Here is an 18,854-nt window from a genome sequence, read left to right on the forward strand (position 1 = left end):
AGGTGAAAAATGACTAATGAAGAAAGAACAAAAATTATTAATGATTATATAATGAAATTGAAAGAAGAAGGAATTGATAATTTACCTGAAATTATGTAAAGAAATGAAAAAGGTTCCTGAAAAAGAATGCAAGAATTCATGAAAAATTTATCTAAACTCTAATTAAAATAAAATAAAAGCACAATTTTTGTGCTGTTTTCTATATAAAAAAATTAGCCATTATCCCCGACCGGAAAGCTAATTTTCAGTTCTATACCGTATTGTTTTTATAGTGCCTAGTATAGGTGGAGGGTGCGGGTCCAAATCACTTAATTATATTCTATCATTAAAATTCACTATTTTTATAAAAAATATTAAAATTTCTCAAAAATAAGGGACAATCAGTTATTTTTATTTTTAACTGGAAAACTAAAAAAGCAGGTAAGAGAATTTTAAAAATATCTTACACTTACACTTCCAACACTTTCCTGAACTACTTTCCCTACTACTTATTTAATTTATAAATTCTATTTTTATTAGAACCTTCTTTTATTAGCAACTTTTCTTCAATCATTTTAGTTATTATTTCATTTGCTCTTGAATATTTCACTTTTAATAATTTTTCTATTTCATTAGTTTTAAAAAAATCTTTGTTTTTAGCATAATTAATAATTAATTGATACTGTTTCTCTTTTTTATTAATTTTTATTATTTTATCTCCGGTTTCTATATTTATCTCCGGTGTTTTGTCAAATTTATCTCCGGTTTCTATATTTATCTCCGGTGTTTTGTCAAATTTATCTCCGGTTTCTATATTTATCTCCGGTTTTATTAAGTTTTTGTTTTTTTGTTTATAATCAATTTTAAAATTTAGATTTTTTGTATTTTCCTTATATTCTTCTATTTCAAAACCTTCAATATTTTGTTTATAATTTAAATTTTTTAAAATCACAGTAAATCTTCTATTATCTGATTTAAATTCCGGTTTTAACTTTTGACTATAATTTTCTTCTTTTTGGTAATAATCAAATATTTTGAGTAAACCACTACCACGTCTTTCCATTAAATTTAATCTACTAAAAAGATCGGCAATAATTGGATTTCTTCTTTCAGAATTGATTTCTTCAATATTTTCTTCTTGTATTAATTTACCATTATACATTCCACCAGGTGAAGAAATTTCCATTCTATCATCAAAAATGTTTATAGTTACTTCAGCTCCTTTAATTGAATAATCTCTATGAATTAAAGCATTAACCAAAACTTCTTGGATTACCTTCATAGGATAATCAGGATAATTTTTACGACCAAAATCTATCTTTTTTCACATATTTTTGGAATTTCTGGAAATGAATTTAATTCCAGAATCTAATAAATATAATAAATTACCACTAAATTCTTCATCGTCTAAAGCTTCTGCAAGTGAATGTGTTTTTGTTAATCCATTTCATCTGGTTGCAAAAATTCTTGAATGTCTTACTATTTGACCATCTGCTAATAGTGCTCCACTATTATTTAAATAATTATCATTTGAAACTAATCCAAAGGATTTAAAGTCTTTTAATGTAAGTTTATGTTCTGTAATTTGATAATAAAATGAAATTAAATAACTAAAGGAAGAAACATCATAGCTGATATTGGTTTTAAAACTATCTCAAGTTTCATTAGAACCTTGAAGAATTAAAGTTTTTAAATCGTTTCCCTTTATGACTACACTTTGATTTCCTATTCTTCTATAAGCAAGGTAACTACCGCCTTTATTTAGATAATAAGGAGTTTGCTGACCTTTTTTTACATCTAAAACTATAAATTTTTTGTCTTGTTCTTCATAAATCTTTAAATCAAAAGATGGAAGTGGTTCCATAACATCTTTTATGACGCTACTAATATAATCAGAGTCTTTGTAAATATCTGTTAATCCCACTAATTTATCACTTTTATCTTCTATACCAAAAAAGATTTTTCCACCGTTTGTATTAGCAAAAGCACTTACTGTTTTTAATCAACTATAGAAATCCTTTTTTTCTATTTTTTCTTTTTTTTCATATTCAGTTGTTTCTCCAAGATATTTATCTAATTTCATTTTTATCCTTTTCTTTTATACATATTAATATTATATTACATTGTTTAATAAAATATTTTTAAATAATAAAACATTACTTTACGAGATAATATTTTTTATTCAAAAAAAATTTCTACAAAAAAATTGAATACATTGCCAAAAAGTGCTATAATAATAGTATAAATACATTTTCACAATCCTAATTAATTAAGTTCAACTTAATTAATGAAAAAAACTCCATTCCCTTAAAATGGAGTTTTTATTTAAGGTTAGTGGAAAATGTATTAATTATTTTAAAATTTAATTAATATTAGAATTATAATTATTAAAATTAAAATTCGCTCCACTTTTGAACCTTTATTTTAAATACATTTTTCACCTCCTTATGTGACTAAAGTGTTAGTCACATTTTAATATTACCACAGAATTTATTTTGTTACGAAAATACGGAAAAAATTGGGATTTTTGGTTTATTTTTCCTAAAATTTTACTCTATATTTACGATAATTTTAGTTATTTTTAATTTAAAATAATTTAAAAAATAGTACCTTAAATATGACTATAAAAATCTTCATCTTTTCTTTAAAAGAATATCGCAATTTAATCTTGTTTTTCTAAAATATTCTACTAATTTTTATTTATAATTTATTTTGATTTTAGTTTTATAACATTTTACAATTTTCACAAAGTATTTATGGATATCTCGTATATCAATGTTGTTATAAATATCTAAAATTGATTTTTTCTCCTTTCTTTTTTTTATATCTAAGTCCAATACAAGGCAGGAACCTTTAATGGACAATTTGATGCAGATAGAAAAGAAGCAGAATACGAAACAACTAAAACTAAGGCAACTGAAAAATTTGAAGAAAAACAAAATACAGCTAAAACTAGAGTTGATGGTTTAACTCATTTAACTCCAACACAAAAAACAGAATATAAAAATCAAATTGATGCAACTTTAACAACTGAAAATGCAGATATTAATTCAATTAATAGAATTGTTGGTAATGCAGAAGTTAAAAACAGAGAAGCAGAAGAATTAGCGAGTGCTAAAGCATCAGCTCTTGTAGTAGCTAATAACTTAAAACCACAAAATGAAGGTGGTACAAGAGAACAGGTTGTAAGAGATATTGAAGCAGCTACAAAAGCTTCAGAAGTAAATACATTAAAACAAAATGCACAAACTTTAATTGACAATTCTAGAAATGCAGCACAAACTGCAGTTCTTAAACTAAAAGGATTGGATGAAGGTGGTGATCAAACTTATGAAAACTACAATAATAAATTAACACAAGCAGGCAACGATCAACTAAAACTAGATAGACTTAAAGATGAAGCTGAACATAAATTTAACACTGTAGCAAGTGTTACTGAAGGTAAAATTAATGGATTACCAGATGGTGAAGACAAAAACAATTTAGTAAGAAAATGACAACAAATGTTAAATGGACCTGCTGATGATAAAACAATTACTAAGGTAAAAGAAATTGATGCTGAAGTAACAGCAGTAATTAACAAAATCGACAGAGAAAGAGAACTTCCTTCACTTAAACAATATATAGATATGTTACTAGATGGAAATGCTATTAAAAATAATGCCAACGAATTCTATAATAATGCAATTAAACCTAATTCAACTGCAACAGGAAAAGATGTTAGAGATGTTATAGGTCAAATAACTATTGAATTAAAAAGATTAAATAGAGAAGCTCAAACATATATAACTAATAAATTAGCTGGTGATACTAGTGGAACAAAAGAAACTTTAATTGCAGAACTTAATGGACATGTATTAAGTCAAGCTGATATTAAAGCTAAAAAAGCAAGAGCAGATGAAATATTTAATACCAAAAAAGAAGAAGTATTAGTATTTGCTGAAAAATTAAGCGAACAAAACAAACAAAATACTATTGATAAAGTAAATGGTACTTCTGATGGATCAGTACAACCAGCAGCAAGCATTGAAAGATTGGAACAAATTTTAGCTCAAGCAAAAACATTAAAACAACAAGAAGATGATGCACAAAAAGGTCCAATTAGAAGTGATGCACAATCAATTGTAGAAAAATTCACTAATAGTAGTCTCTCAAGTCAATGAAATGCTAAAGGTAAAGAATGAAATAGAAAATTAAGAGATCAAAATCTTTCACTTGATGAAATTAAACGTATAAAAGATGAAGCTGAATCAACTCTTAACAAGTTAAAAGCAGAAGCAATAACTGAAGCAAATAGTATTAGTAATTCTTCTGAAAAACAAAGAATTTTAAATCTTATTAATAATGGATCAGCAGGAAACTATTATGATAATAGTGCTGAAGATTATGAAACATACAAAACAAATGCAATTAATATTGTGCAAAAAGAAAGAGCAGATAGAGAAACACAAAAAGCAAATGCTAGAGCAATGATTGCTAAACTTCAAGGTGATGGTTACAACCAAGATAAATTAACTAAAGAACTTGATGAAGCAACAACTCAACAACAATATGATGCAATCGAAGAAAGAGCAAGACAAGTTATTGCAAATAAAAGAACTCAGGTTCAAGGAAAAGTTACAGGAAATCCAAAAATTACAAGACAAGAAGAAAGAGATAGATTGGGACAAAGAATTCAGGATGCTCAAACAATTACAGACTTGAATACTATTGAACACGATATAGACAACTACTCATATGTTGGTGACCCAATTAGAGATGCAAAAGAAGAAGCAATTAATAGAATGAAACAAAAAGGAGAATCTACTGTTGCAGGAGCGCCTTCTTCTTCTTCTTCTTCTTCTTCTTCTATATATAAACTAACACAAGAACAAATAGAAACATTTAGTGCAAGAGTTAGAAATGCAACTTCAGTTGATGAAGTAAATAGAATTGAAAAAGAATACATTGAAACAACATTCTTTGATACCAGAAGAATTGTTACATTGAAACAACAAATTGGTCAATATGTAACACCAAAAGTTGCAAATGATAGTGATAAATTTGTTGCTTGATACAACTACTTTAAAAATACATTGGAAAATGAAACATCAATCAAACAACTTGGAAGAAACTTTGTTCAATATGTAAATGATAATGCTATTGGTGGTGCAACATCAGAAAATCATCGTCAAGAATTACTAAAAGAATGACACAAATGAGCACAAGAACCTGGAGTTGAATGAGCAAAAGGATTAGTCTTAAATTCAACAACTCTAAGTTGAGATGATAAATATAGATTAATTGATAAATTAGTATTAATTCACTCATTATTTGACTTCACAGATTGATTGAATGAAGCACATAAAGCAGATAACAACATTCCAAGTTCAATTCCCACAAGTAGTACAATTAGATTCTTTGATGGATATAACTGAACAGAAATTCAATAAAACTAAATTATCACAAAGTTTTAAACAATATAAAAAAGTTAACATCTTAATGTTAGCTTTTTTTATTATCAAAAACTCAATTCCAATTTAGGGCTAAATTTTGCAAAAAATCAAATGATATAACAAAAAAATAAATAAAAAGTGAAATAAAAGCATATTATCAAATTTAGCACAAAATTCCTTACAGTTACAATGATTATGGTAAACTTAAAAAAATGTAATTAAATTAGATAAATAAAAAACTGTTTTGCCCGATAAAATAGGCATAAACGATTTTTCATTATTAAAACTGGGAAACTTAAAATTTGTAACTATTATCACATAGCAAATGAATATACCTTATTTTTCTTTATTTAGATTCAATATCTCTTCTAGAGTTGTTTTATAACTTATATCTTTAATTTCTTTTTTATTATTTTTAAGAAAAATTTTGGTTACCATCAACCTACCTGAATCATAGTTAAAAGTTGAACTTCAATTTCTTTTATCTTGAAGATGGTTCTTTGAAAAATCAATCTCTTCTAAGAAAAATCCTGACAAATCATTTAGAAAAACAAATTTATTATTGTTTTCTACTTCAAATGAATAATTAAATTTTAAAACAAGAAAATGAACTTGTTTTTTAGTTTGGACTAAACTTTTATAATCTGTTTTTAACTGTTTAATTGCTGCAACCGCATCATTTATTTTCTTTGCTACCTTTAAATTTACCACAAAAATATCATTTTCGTTTTCACAATAAAAATCATAACTAGAATTTTGAGTTTGTTTTATTTTTCTGATTTTATAGATACTTAAAGGATGATTTGTAATTCTTTCTAATTCAGAACTAATATATTCTTCTATCAAAAAACCTATAGCCGTAGAACTTTCTATACAATTATTTTCATTATTTAACAAATTAACATTATTTGCTTTTAATTCTATTTTGTTATTAGTTAAATCTAAAATTTTACTAATTTGTTCTTCTATAAAATGAAGAAATTCTTGTGATTTTTCTCAATAATTATTTTTGTTCACTTTCTTTGAAAAATACCTTTCTTATTATTTTTGCTATTTCATAAGATAATTTTGCAGGAACTGCATTTCCTATTTGTTTTAAAACATCTGATTTAGAACCAACAAAAAGAAAATCATCTGGAAAACTTTGAAGTCTTGCTAATTCACGCGGAGTTAATACTCGGTTCAGTTTAGGATGAACATGAACACCACCATGATTTTCTTTTACTGTTAATGATGGTTTATTATAATCTAATCTTCTAAAAGCATCTTTAAAATTTTTCATTACAGATTGTCCCACAGGTGTTAAAGAAATTTTTTCTATAAATTCTGGTGAGTGTTTAGTAAAAATATGATTAAAATCTTTATTTTCACTTATTTCTTCTAAATCTGCAATCGCATCTTTAACTGTTTTCATTTTTTGTTTGGTATTTTTTAACAATTCAATTGTTTGTTGTACTTTTTCTTTGTCTTTAGAACCAATAAAAATAACTCTTTCACGTTTTTGAGCTACACCAAAATTAGAACTATCAAGTAATAAATAAGAAACAAAATAATCATTTTGAGTGAATATTTGCTCTATTTTGTCAGTTACTTTAATACCATCGCTTTCTTTGTAAGATAAAATACCTTTTACATTTTCTAAAACAAACACAGTGGGTTGTAATTTAATAATTACTTCAATTGTGTGTAAATAAAGCTTATTTCTTTCATCATTTTGAGATCTTTTACCAGCCATTGAAAATCCTTGGCAGGGAAAACCACCTATTACTATGTCAATATCTTTTAATTGACTAAGTTCTTCTTTGGTTTCTTGTAAAGTAATATCACAAGGTGAAATCTCAGTTTTAAAATTTAAGTTATAAGTTAGAGTTGCAGGTTTTCAAAACTCAACTGTTTTTACAATTTCAAAATTATTTTTGTAAAATCCTCAAGTCAATCCACCTGCTCCTGCAAACAAATCTACTAGTCTTTTTTTGCTCATTATTCTCCTTTTATTTATTATTTAAATTATAATCTAAAAGCAAAAAAATACAGGAAAAATCCTGTATTAATTTTGATTTATTGAATTTCAGTTCAATTGTGTCCATCGTAGAATCTAATGTTACTACTTGTTGGAATTGTACTTGGAATGTTACTATCAACTCTATTTGCAACTTTCAATCAATCAGTTAGATCAAATAATGAATGTACTAGAAGTAATTGATCAATCAAGTTGTATTTTTGATCAAATGTTATGTTTGAATTGAGTAGTAATCCTTTAGCTCATTCAATACCTGGTTCTTGTGCTCATTTATGTCATTCTCTCAATAAGTCTTGACGGTGAGCTTCAGATTGGTTACCACCAATATTGTTTATATTAGCATATTGCACGAATTTTTTACCAAGTTCTCTGATTGATGTTTCATTTTCCAATGTATTTTTAAAGTAGTCAATTCAAGCCTTGAATTTATTGGTATCATTTCCAACTTGTGGAGTGATATAGTTAGCTACCGCTTGTTTTAATGTAACAATTCTTCTATTTTCAAAGAATGTGGTTCTAATAAATTCTTCTTCAATTGCTTTAATTTGTTCTGGTGTAGTTGCTTTTCTTATTCTATCATTGTATTCTTCTGCTTGTTCAAGTGTTAGTTTATAAGAAGAAGAAGAAGAAGAAGAAGGCGCTCCAGCAGGAGTTGATTGTGCTTTTGTTGAAATTCTATTAGTTGCATCACGTTTTGTGCTTGCAAGTGGATCTTCTACAAATACATAGTTATCTGCTTCATTTTCAATTTGAATCAATTGTTCAATTGTTGATGCATTTCTAACTCTTGTTCCAAAACTTGTTTTTTCATCTTGTGGCATTTTATTATTTGAAGTAATTTTACCTTGTACTTGCACTTTTTTAGCTTCAATAATTTGTCTTGCTTTTTCTTGAATTGCATCATATTGTGATTGTTGTGTTGCTTCATCAAGTTCTTTTGTTAGTTTATCTTTATTGTATCCATCACCTTCAAGTTTAGCAATTTCTGCTCTAGCATTAGATTTTTGAGATTCTAATCTTTCTCTTTCAGTAGTACGTAAACCTACTGCTTGATCTTTAGCAGATTTTAAATCAGCTAAACTTGCTCTTGTATCATTGATTCTATTTAAATTACCTCTTTTAGCATTAGAAGAATCAGGAATTTCAAAGTTTGCATTTAATGCTTCTGTTTTTAGTTTATTTATTATTAATTCTGCTTCTTCTTTTATTTGTCTTAATCTATCTAATGAAGTATTTTCATTATTAATTTCTTTTGCTCAATTATTCCCTTTTTGAATATATTCATATGCTCCATAACTTTGTATAAATTTATCTACTAAACCTGTACCATCATCATTTGCAGAAATTAATTGGTTTTTTATAGATTTTTTTTCAGCATTTTGCTCTTGATTTAAGTTTCTATTTGCTTCATTAATAGCATTTTGAATATCTTGCACTGTTGTAGCATTAGCTTTAGCAGTATTAATTGCATTTATATGATTAGATTGGGTTAATTTTTCTTTAATTAAGTTAAGTTCTGTAACTTTATTAAATGCTTCATCAGCTCTTTGTTTAATATCTTCAATATTTTGTTCAGTTAGATTTGGTGAATTTAATTGATTAGATAGCTCAGTTTTCAAGTTTGGTGTTTCATTACTAAATTTATTACTAATATAAGTTTTAGCTTCATCTCTTAATCTAATTAATGCATCTGTTATACGAACTTTTGCTTCTCTAATTTGACCTGTCAATGAATTTTCACCATTAATTATTTTGCTTTCAGTTGTTTTTAGACTATTACCATCTTTAAGTTTTGCTAATTCTCTTAGTGCAAATTCTTTTTCTTGATTATATTGACTAAGTGCAGTTTCTGCTCTTTGTTTAATACCTTTTAATTTACCTACTGTATTATTTGTTTCTTTTAAGGTACCTTTTGTACCTAATTCAGTTATGAAAGGTTGTTTTTCTGCTTCATTTGGTAAGTTATTAATTGCAGTTTGTGCACTATCAAAAATAGTATCATAAGCATTTGTTATATCACTTAATAATGTATCTAATTCTTGTTCTGTTAAAGTTGCTTGATTATTTGCTTTTAAATTAGATAATCTGTTATCGTAATTTGCTTTTGTTTGGTTACCACCTTCATTTAAACCTTCTAAGATAGGAAGTTTATTAGTTACTGAAGTTACTTTATTATCAAGAATTTTTTGTGCTTCTTTTTTTAATTCTTCAACTATTCCTACTGAGTCTGCATTTTGTATATCGCTATTTATTTGTTCTCTTCCTCTTTCATTAGTTCCGTTTCTTACTATTAATTTATTAGCAATATTCACAGCTTGTGCTTTAGCGCTTGCTAATTCTTCTGCTTCTCTGTTTTTAACTTCTGCATTACCAACAATAGTATTAATAGAACTAATATCAGCATTTTCATTAGCTAAAGTATTAGTAATTTCATTTTTAAAATGATTTTTTCTTTCTTCACTTAAATAACTTAATCCATCAATAGTGGTTTTAGCTGTAGCTTGTTTTTCTTTAAATTTATTAGTTGCTTCAGTTACTGTTGTTTCATATTCTTTTTGTGTTCTACCATCAGCAGATTGTCCATTAAAGGTTCCTTTTAGTGAATCATCACCAGTTAGTTTTTCTATTGCTTTTCTTGCTTTTTCTTTTTCAGTAGTTAAGATTCCTTCTGCTTCTGTTTTTTTAGCTTCAATATGAGAAACTTCAGTTGCAGTATTTATAGCATTTTTAAGTTCAGATTTTTTAGAATCTTTTAATCTTTCAATAACTGGCAAAGCAGCATTTCTTGCATCTTCAAGTTGTTTTTGTTTTTTTGCATCTTCTGCTAGTTGAGGAGCATTTTCTTTTGTAACTTTATCTCTTATTTTATAAATTTCTGTTACAGTTTTCTTCTCAACATTTGTATCTCAACTTGCTTTTAACGCTTTTCATTCATTAGTAATTTCTTCTCTTTTAGAAGCATTACTAATGGAATTAATTGATGATTCAACTGCATCTCTAATATTAACAAATTTTGCAGTTGCTTCAATACCTAAAGCATCAAGTTTATCTTGATTATCTCCAGCATCAGTTAATTTAGCAGTATATGTATCATGTGTTTCACCATCTTGATTTAATCCTCTTAATGTATTAACAGCATTTGTAGCATTAGTTCTAGATTCTTCTAGATGTCTCATCGCATCATCTCTAATTGCTTTAACTGCATCATTATTTAAAGCTGCATCAATTTTATCTTTGTAAGACTGTGCTGCTTTAAGGTTACTTACATATGCTTTTGCTTCATTAACTTTTGTTAATAAATCGTCTGCAGTTCCTTTAATTGTAGTAAATGAACTAATATCAGAGTTATTGTCATTATGTGCATTATTTATTTCATTTTTGAAATGATCTTTTTGAGTATTTGATAAACCAAGTGCATCAATTTGATTTTTAACTTCTTGTGCTTTTCTACTTAAATCTGCAAGAGCATAGGTTTTTGCTTGTTTATATTCTGCTTCAGTTTTACCTTCTGCTGTTTTACCATTATATTTATTTACAAGTGTATCATCACCAGTTAATCTTCTTATTGCTGCTTTTGCATCAGTTTTATAAGAATCTAATAATGCTTGTGCTTTGTTTTTTTCTAAAGTAATATTAGAGAATTCAGATGTATTATTAATTGCGGTTGTAAGTTCTGATTTTTTAGCATTATTATCACTTAATTTGTTAACAATTTTCATTGCTTCATTTCTTGCTCTTTGCAATTCTTTTTCTTTAGCAACTTTTGTTTCAATTGCTTTAAGATCTGCAATAGAATTAGCATTATGTCTTTGATCAATTAAACTACTTATTACATCTTGTTTAGTAATTGTTCCGTCATTAATTGAGTTAGTTAATTTATCTTTTTCAGCTTGAATTGCTTCTTTAACTTTTTGTTCTAATTCTTTTAATTTAGTTTCTGTAACAGCATTTGTTAATTCAGTATCAAATTCTGATTTATTAGCTAATCCTTCAAGTTTAGCAACCATTTTAGTTACTTCTGCTTTTTTAGTATTTAAGTATTCTTGTGCTTCTGTTTTAATAGCATTTACTTTATCAACTGTATCAACTGAAGAAAGATCAACTTTATTTGAAAGTTCAGTTTTTTTAGGATCTTCTAAAATTCTTGCAATTTCAGCTTTAACTTCTTGTTTTGTTTGAGCTAATTCTTCTTTTTGTTTTGCAATCGCTTTATCTATTACTGCTTGTACTAATTCAACTGTATCAGCAGAAGCTAATTCAGTATTTAAAGGATCTTTATTTTCTTGTTTAGTTAATTTAGCTATTTCAGCACGAGCATCAACTTTCTTTCTATCTACTTCATTAGAGTATTGTTCTTTTTCTTTTTCTCTTACTGCTTTGTCTTTAACTGCATTAGCATCATCAGTAGTTGTTGCTGCTTCTAATTCAGTTCTTAATTCTTGTTTTTTAGATTCATCGCTTAGTTTAGCAATTTCAACTTCTGCTGTTTGTTTTGCTGCTGCTAGTTCTTTAGCAAGTTGATCTTCAATTGCTTTTTTAACTTTATTTAATTCTTCAATATTTGTAGCAGCATCTACTTTTGCTTTAAGATCAGCTTTAAGTGCTTCATCTTTAATATCATTTGCTTTAATATTAGCTTGAGTTTTTTGTTCACTTAATTCTTGCTCTTGTTTTTGTTTAGCTTTTTCAATTATTGCATTAACATCACTTAATGATGAAGCATGTACTAATTCACCATTTAAACTTGCTTTATCACTTTCATTAAGAATTTTTGCTATTTCTGCTTTTGCTTTTTCTTTTGCTAATTGAATTGAATCAGCATTACCTTGTTTTGCAATTGCTTCTTTAATTTTTTGGATTATTTCTTCAACTTTTACTTTATCTTCATCATTTATAGCATCAAGTTCTTGAGCAAATTTTGTCCTTTCATTAGAAGATTGAAGTTTATCAGTTAATAAATGTGCTTCAAGTAATGCTTGTGCAAATTCTTTAATTTTAACGATTTCTTCAGGAGAGTTAGTGCTTGCTAATTTTTGATTTAAAGAAGGTTTTTGTGCTTCTTTTTCTAATGAATTAACTGCAGCTTGTGCTTCTGCTTTTAATGCTTTAGTAATTCTATCTTTAATTGCTTCTAACTGAGCACTTGTGGTAGCAGCATTAATTTCAGCAGCAAATTTATCTTTAATTTCTTGATTTGAAAGTTTATCTTTTAAAGCGTTTGCTTTATCTTTTTGCTCGTTTAATTGAGTTGTTAAATCATTTGCAATTTCATCTTTAATTGCATTGATTTCTTCAAGAGTTGTAGCATTATTAATTTTATCTTTAAACTCTGTTTTTTTAGTTTCATCAAGAATTTGATCTGCTTGGGCATTTGCTTCAACTTTTGCTTTATCTTCAGCAGTTGATGCATTTTCTTTTTCTTTTGATGTTTTTGCTTTATTAGCAACTTCATTTGCTTGCACTACATTAGTTGCAGCAGCGAGTTCATCTTCTAATGCTGCTTTTGTAGTTGGATCGGTTATTTTACTAATTTCAAATTTAGCAATTTCTTTAGCGTTAGCTAATTCTGTTGCTTGTGCTTCTTTTGCTCTTTGTTTAATAGATTCTACTTCTGCAAGAGTAGTTGCATTATTTAATTCAGTATTGAATTTTTCTTTAATTTCTGGATTGGTTAGTTTTTCAATTTCATAAGAAGCAAGTGGTTTAGCATTATTTACTTCATTTTCTTTAGAAACACGTGCTCTATTTTTAATTGAATTAAGCTCATAAATTTCATTTGCTTGTGCTAATTCTTGATTTAATGCTGCTTTTTCTTTATTTGAATCAGATAAAGAATTAATAACATCTTGTACTTCTGTTTTAAAGTAATCTTTAAATCTATTTCTAATTTCTTGTACTTGTGCTGGAGTTGTTGCTGCATCGATTTCAGCATTAAATTTTTCAGCAATTGAAATGTTAATATCGCTTGTTTTAACTTCTTGTTTTGCTGCTTCTTTTAAATTATTTAATTCAGTAGTTAAATCAGCGTTAATTCTATCTTTAACGTTATTTAATTCACTTTCGTTTGTAGCTGCGGCAATTTCTTGCTTGTAAGTTTCTTTTTTATCATTATTAAGTAGTTTGTCTGCTTGTGCATTTGCATCTAATTTAGCTTTATCTAAATCTGTTGCTGCACTTTCTTTTGCTTTTTCTACTTTAGCTTTTGCAATAACTTCATTAACTGCATTAATATCATTAGCAGAGTTTAATTCATTATTTAAGTTAGTTATAGCATCAGCAGAATTAGTTGTATCTAATTTTGCAATTTCTTCTCTTGCTTTTGCTTTAGCTGCTTCTAATTCTTTTGCTTTTTGTGCTTCTACTTTTTCTTTAACTTTTTGTACTTCTTCTGGATTTTTAGCATTTTCTAATTCAGAAGTTAAGTTTTCTTTGGCAGTAGTATCACTTAATTTTTCAATTTCATAAGTTACATCATTTTTAGCAACTTTTGTTTCAGTAGAAGGATTATTTTCTTTTGCTTTAGCTTCTATATCTTTAACAACACTAATGTTATTTGCATTTTCTAGTTGTTGTGTTAATTCTTTTTTGGTTTCTGGATCGCTAACTTTAGCAATTTCAAGTTTTGCACTTTCTTTAGCGTTTGCTAATTCAGTTGCTTGTGCTTCTTTTGCTCTTTCTTTAATAGCATTAAGATCTTCTAGACTTTTAGCTGCACTTAATTCGTTATTTAAAGCATTTTTAACTTCTGGGTTTGTAAGTTTTTCTATTTCGTAAGAAGTTGCTTCTCTTGCTTTAGATAAATCTTCAAATTGTTTATCTTTTGCTTTATTAATTACTTCTTGAATTTTGTCTAAAGTATCAGCTGCATCTTTTAGAGCATTTAATTCATCTTTAGTTGCTTGATCACCTAATTTATTAATTTCTGCTTCTGCTTCTAATTTTTTAGCTGCTAATTCATCGGTAGCTGCTTCTTGTGCTTTTGCTAATTTAGCGTTTGCTTCTACTTCATTTGCTGCGCTAATTGAAGAAGATAAGTTTAAATCTTTAGTTAATTGATCAATTAACTCTTTTGATTTAAGTGGATCTAATTCATCAATTGCTGCTTGAGCTTTTGATTTAGCTTTTGCTAATTCTAAAGCGTTTGCATCCATTGCTTTTTGTTTTACATCATTGATTGCACTTAGTGAAGAAGCTGCTTCTAATTCTTTTTTAAGAGCATCTTTTGTTGTAGGATCTACAATTTTATTAATTTCGTATAATGCTGCTTCTTGTGCTTTTGCTTTTGCTCTTGTTAATTCATCGATTGCATCTTGTTTTAGTGCATTAATTGCTTCAGCAGTTGTAGCAGCTTCTAAATTATCTTTAAGTTGATCTTTTAAATCACTTTGTGGCAATTTATTGATTTCTGCTAATGCTTCTGCTTTTAGAGCAGCTAATTCTCTTTGTTGTGCTTCTTTTGCTCTTTGGATAATTGCATTAACTTCAGCAGTTGAAGTAGCAGCACTTAATTCGTTGTTTAATGCTTCTTTAACTTCTGGATTAGTTACTTTAGCAATTTCAGCATTCGCTTGTGCTTTTGCTACTGCAAGTTCTTTTGCTTGCTCTGCTTTGGCATCGTTAATAACTTGTTGTACTTGCTCTTGTGTTGTTGCTGCTGCTAATTTGTCATTAAGTTCTTTTGCAGTTTCGCTGTTAGTTACTTTAGCAATTTCAGCTTGTGCATCTAATTTAGAAGCTTCAACAGGGTCAGTTACACTTTCTTTTTGTTTTGCAAGTTCTGCTTTTGCTTTAATAGCGTTTGCTTGCTCTAAAGTAGTAGCTGCTGCTAATTCTGTGTTTAAAGCATCAATGGATGATTGTGATTTAGTTGGATCTAATGCATCAATTGCAGCTTTTGCTGCTGCTTTTGCTGCTTCGATTTCAGCATTTTGTGCTTCTTTAGCTTTATTAGCGACTGTTTGTACTTCTTCCGGTGTAGAAGCATTTGCAAGTTCGTTGTTTAATTCTGCTTGTTTAGCAGGATCACTAACTTTGCTAATCTCGTGGGCTGCTAAGTCTTTGGAATTTGAAGTTTGTTTTGCAACTTCTGCTTGTGCTTTTGCTTTTACTTCATTAACTGCATCAATGCTTGTAGCAGCTTCTAATTCTTTGTTTAATTCTGCTTTTTTAGCTTCATCAGTTACTTTATTAATTTCAGCTTGTGCTGCTTCTTTTGCTTTAGCTAACTCGTTGTTTGCTTGTTTTTCTGCTTGTTCTTTAATAACAAGTAATTCATCAGTTGCATTTTCTTTATTAGAAGCGTTATTTAAGTCATGAAGAAGTTTTTCTTTTTCATAAGGATCGGTAACTTTGTTAATTGCGTTTTCAGTTGCTGTTTTTAATTCTTCTAATTCAGATTTTTGAGCTTCTTTTGCTTTAGAAATAACTGTATTTAAATCTTCAGTAGTAAGAGCTGAATCTTTTTCTTTCGTTAACTCTTCTTTTAATGTAGGATCTTGAATTTTGTCAATTTCTGCTTGTGCATCTAATTTAGCTTTATCCAGATCATTTGTTGTTGCTTCTTTTGCTTTTTCAAGTGCAATTTCTTTTTCAAGCACTGCTAAAGATACATCACTATCTGCATTAGTGATTTTATCTTTTAATTCTTGTTTTTTAGTTGCATCACTTAAATTTTCAACTTCAGCTAAAAGTTCTGCTTTTTTATCAGCTAATTTTGCTTCTGTTGCTACATCTTTAAGATCAAAAACATTGCTTGCTTCTTCTAATTGTTTTTCTAATTCTGCTTTTTTAGCAGGATCGGAAATTTTGTCAACTAATTCTTTAACTGCTGTTTTTTCTTCTTCAAAACGGTTATTTGCTTGGTTAGTGACATTAGCAAAATCTTCGGTTGAGTTTGCTTTATCTAAATTGTTTAAAATGGTTTCTTTTTCTGATTCAGATAAACCATCTAATTTAGAAATTGCTTCTTCTGCTTTTGATCTTGCATCATAAATTTGATCAGCAATTTCTTTTTCAACTTCTGCTAATTTAGAATCATCTGATGATCCTTGAATTTCATTTAATTTATTTTTTAATTCTTCTTTTTTAGCAGAATCGGAAATTTTTTCGATTTCTTTTGCTAAATCAACTTTTTTATTTGCTGATTCAATTTCTTTATTTACAGTTGTTTCAGCTGCTTTTGTATCTTCTAAAGTAGAAGCATTATCAATAGCAGTTTTTAATTCTGTTTTTTTGTCATCAGAAAGGTTAGGGTTTTGATCTACTTTTTCTTTTAAAGCTTCTTTTTTAGCATTAACTAAAGCTTCATCACCTGATTCGGCTTTGATTGTTTCTTCAATTTTAGCTTTAATTTGATCTAATTCTTCTTTAGAAGTAGCATTTGCTATTTGTTTAGCAAATTCATCTTTTTTACTTTGATCTTTAACAGAATCGTTTAATTTAGATGCTTCTGCTTTATCGAAAGTTAAATCAGAATTTACTTCTTTATTTTTTTCTTGTTTTGCTTTTTCTAAAATTTTAGCAATTTCAGCTGCAGTTGTAGCTTCTCTTAATTCTTTGTTTAAATCTGCTTTTTTATCAACATTATCTAATGAATCAATTACTTGTTGTGCTTCTTTTTTTGCTTGTTCTAATTGATTTTGTTTAGCAGCTACTTCTTGTTTTGCTTTTTCAATAATTGCATCAATTTCTTCAATAGTTTTTGCGTTTGCAAAATCGTCTGATAATTGTTTTTTAATTTCAGCATCTTCAACTTTAGAAATTAAGTCTTGTGCTTCTAAAACTTTATCTACTTTATCTTCTAATGAAAGTAAAGCACCTTTATTTGTTGTATCAGTTGCTTTATATTCATCTTTTAAAATGTTTTTAATTGGGGTTTTGTCAGAAATAGAATTAATTTTACTTCCAACTTCTTTAGAAATTTGTTCAGTACTTCTGTTGTTTTTTTGATCAGCTAAAGCTTTTGTAACATCTTGTTTTAATTGTTTTAATAAATCAACATTTTTAGTAGAGTATTCTTTTAATTTATTTAATCTATTTTGGAATGCTCTTTTTGCTTTTGGATCTTTAACTTTATCAATTAATTGTTGTACTTCTGCTTTTGCTTTTGCATATTCATCAGAAGTTCATTCATTACTTTTTCTATTTCAAAAAACTACTACAGTGGTTACTACAGATGTTACTAAAGCAGCAGCTGCAAGTCCACCTAACACAATTTTCGCACTTGGTTTTGCCATAATTACCTTTCGTTTTATTGCATTATTTTAGTTAATAATACAAATAATTTAAATAATTAATATTTATTTTATATTTTTACTTTTTGCACTTACTAATTAAGTGCTTAATACTATATTTATATTGCTTTTATTAATATTAGAGTAAATAAATATAGGTTATATATTATCTTTGAACTGCAAGAACAATTACTACTACAAATAAAATTATGTATGCGATTCAGTAAATAATTGTTGTTCAAATAGATCTTCTTGTTCAACCACTTGTTAAAGCAGAAGTTTGATCTGATTTTTCTACTTTTTGTACTACGTTGTTTTTAAATACTAAGAAATGTGATTTATTTAAACTGTAGTTTTCAATAACACCATATTTATAATTCTTTTCTTCCACAAATCCTATGTGTTTGTTTTCATAATTGATGAAAGACAACTCATGTGATAATTTATTTTTCTTATAGTAAATTGCATTTTCATCTGAGTAGAATAACTCTTCTGAAACTTTAATTTTTTCCATTAATTTATCACTTGATTCTTTAGTTGCTTTTTTAACTAAAAGTAATAGTTTTTGTGAATAATCATCTTTAAATGCTTGATCTAATGATTCTAATGCTTTAGATACTAAATCTAATTCATTTTTGATTTGATTATTGTCTTGAGTTGATGTAATCATTATTTCATCATAAGAAGAAGCGATTTTTTCAAGTTTTTGTGAATATACTGCTAATGCTTCAAGTTGTTTTGAAGGAGTTAGATTATAGAAGTTAGAGTATTTTGTTGGTTCTTTTTTATCTTCGTTAATGTAAACTTCTTTAACTACTTCATTTACGACTTCTTTTTCAATGTATACTGGAACTTCTTTAACAACTTCCTTAACTACTTCTTTTTCAATGTATACTGGAACTTCTTTAACAACTTCCTTAACTACTTCTTTTTCTACAAAAACAGGTTTTTCTTTTTCAACAATAACTTTTTCCGGTTCTTTATCTAAAGATTCAAGAATTTTTTTCTTTAAGTTTTCAATTTCCTTTCTTAAAGCTTCTTTATCAGAATTGCTGTCTCTTAATTTTTCCATCAAAACAGCAATTTCTTTTGCATAAGATCCGTTAGAATTTTTAAATAATTCTTCAAGATCTGCCATTTGTCTGTTTAATCTTTCTATTTCTCTATCTTTGCTTGAAAGTTTTCTTT

6 protein-coding genes are annotated in these 18,854 nt (G+C 27.4%); 1 reads left to right on the top strand and 5 read right to left on the bottom strand.

Annotated features, from left to right (window positions below):
- Nucleotides 1-484: 484 nt before the first annotated feature.
- Nucleotides 485-2,062 carry an ATP-binding protein gene (locus ACXX85_RS03530; RefSeq protein WP_458560640.1) on the bottom strand — a complete coding sequence of 526 codons (1,578 nt, stop codon included), beginning with the start codon at nt 2,060-2,062 and terminating at the stop codon, nt 485-487.
- Between the two features lie 1,222 nt (nt 2,063-3,284).
- On the opposite strand from ACXX85_RS03530, the gene ACXX85_RS03535 reads away from it, so the two are divergent.
- Nucleotides 3,285-5,411: a hypothetical protein gene (locus ACXX85_RS03535; protein ID WP_458560641.1), complete on the top strand. Its 2,127-nt coding sequence runs from the start codon at nt 3,285-3,287 to the stop codon at nt 5,409-5,411.
- Nucleotides 5,412-5,750: 339 nt separating this feature from the next.
- Here the strand turns inward: ACXX85_RS03535 and ACXX85_RS03540 are convergent, their stop codons facing one another.
- The 4 genes from ACXX85_RS03540 to ACXX85_RS03555 form a co-directional block, all read right to left on the bottom strand.
- On the bottom strand, nt 5,751-6,431 hold the full coding sequence (locus ACXX85_RS03540; protein WP_458560642.1) for a UpaP162 family type II restriction enzyme: 681 nt from the start codon (nt 6,429-6,431) through the stop codon (nt 5,751-5,753).
- Complete coding sequence (locus ACXX85_RS03545) at nt 6,418-7,395, bottom strand: DNA cytosine methyltransferase (protein WP_458560643.1); 978 nt, start codon at nt 7,393-7,395, stop codon at nt 6,418-6,420. Before ACXX85_RS03545 ends, ACXX85_RS03540 begins: the two co-directional genes overlap by 14 nt.
- Nucleotides 7,396-7,472: 77 nt before the next feature.
- On the bottom strand, nt 7,473-17,669 hold the full coding sequence (locus tag ACXX85_RS03550; protein ID WP_458560644.1) for a hypothetical protein: 10,197 nt from the start codon (nt 17,667-17,669) through the stop codon (nt 7,473-7,475).
- A gap of 163 nt (nt 17,670-17,832) precedes the next feature.
- Nucleotides 17,833-18,854, bottom strand: a 1,022-nt coding sequence (locus ACXX85_RS03555) for a hypothetical protein (RefSeq protein ID WP_458560645.1), incomplete at its 5' end; no start/stop codon positions are given.

Source organism: Mycoplasma sp. Z386 (assembly GCF_054343375.1).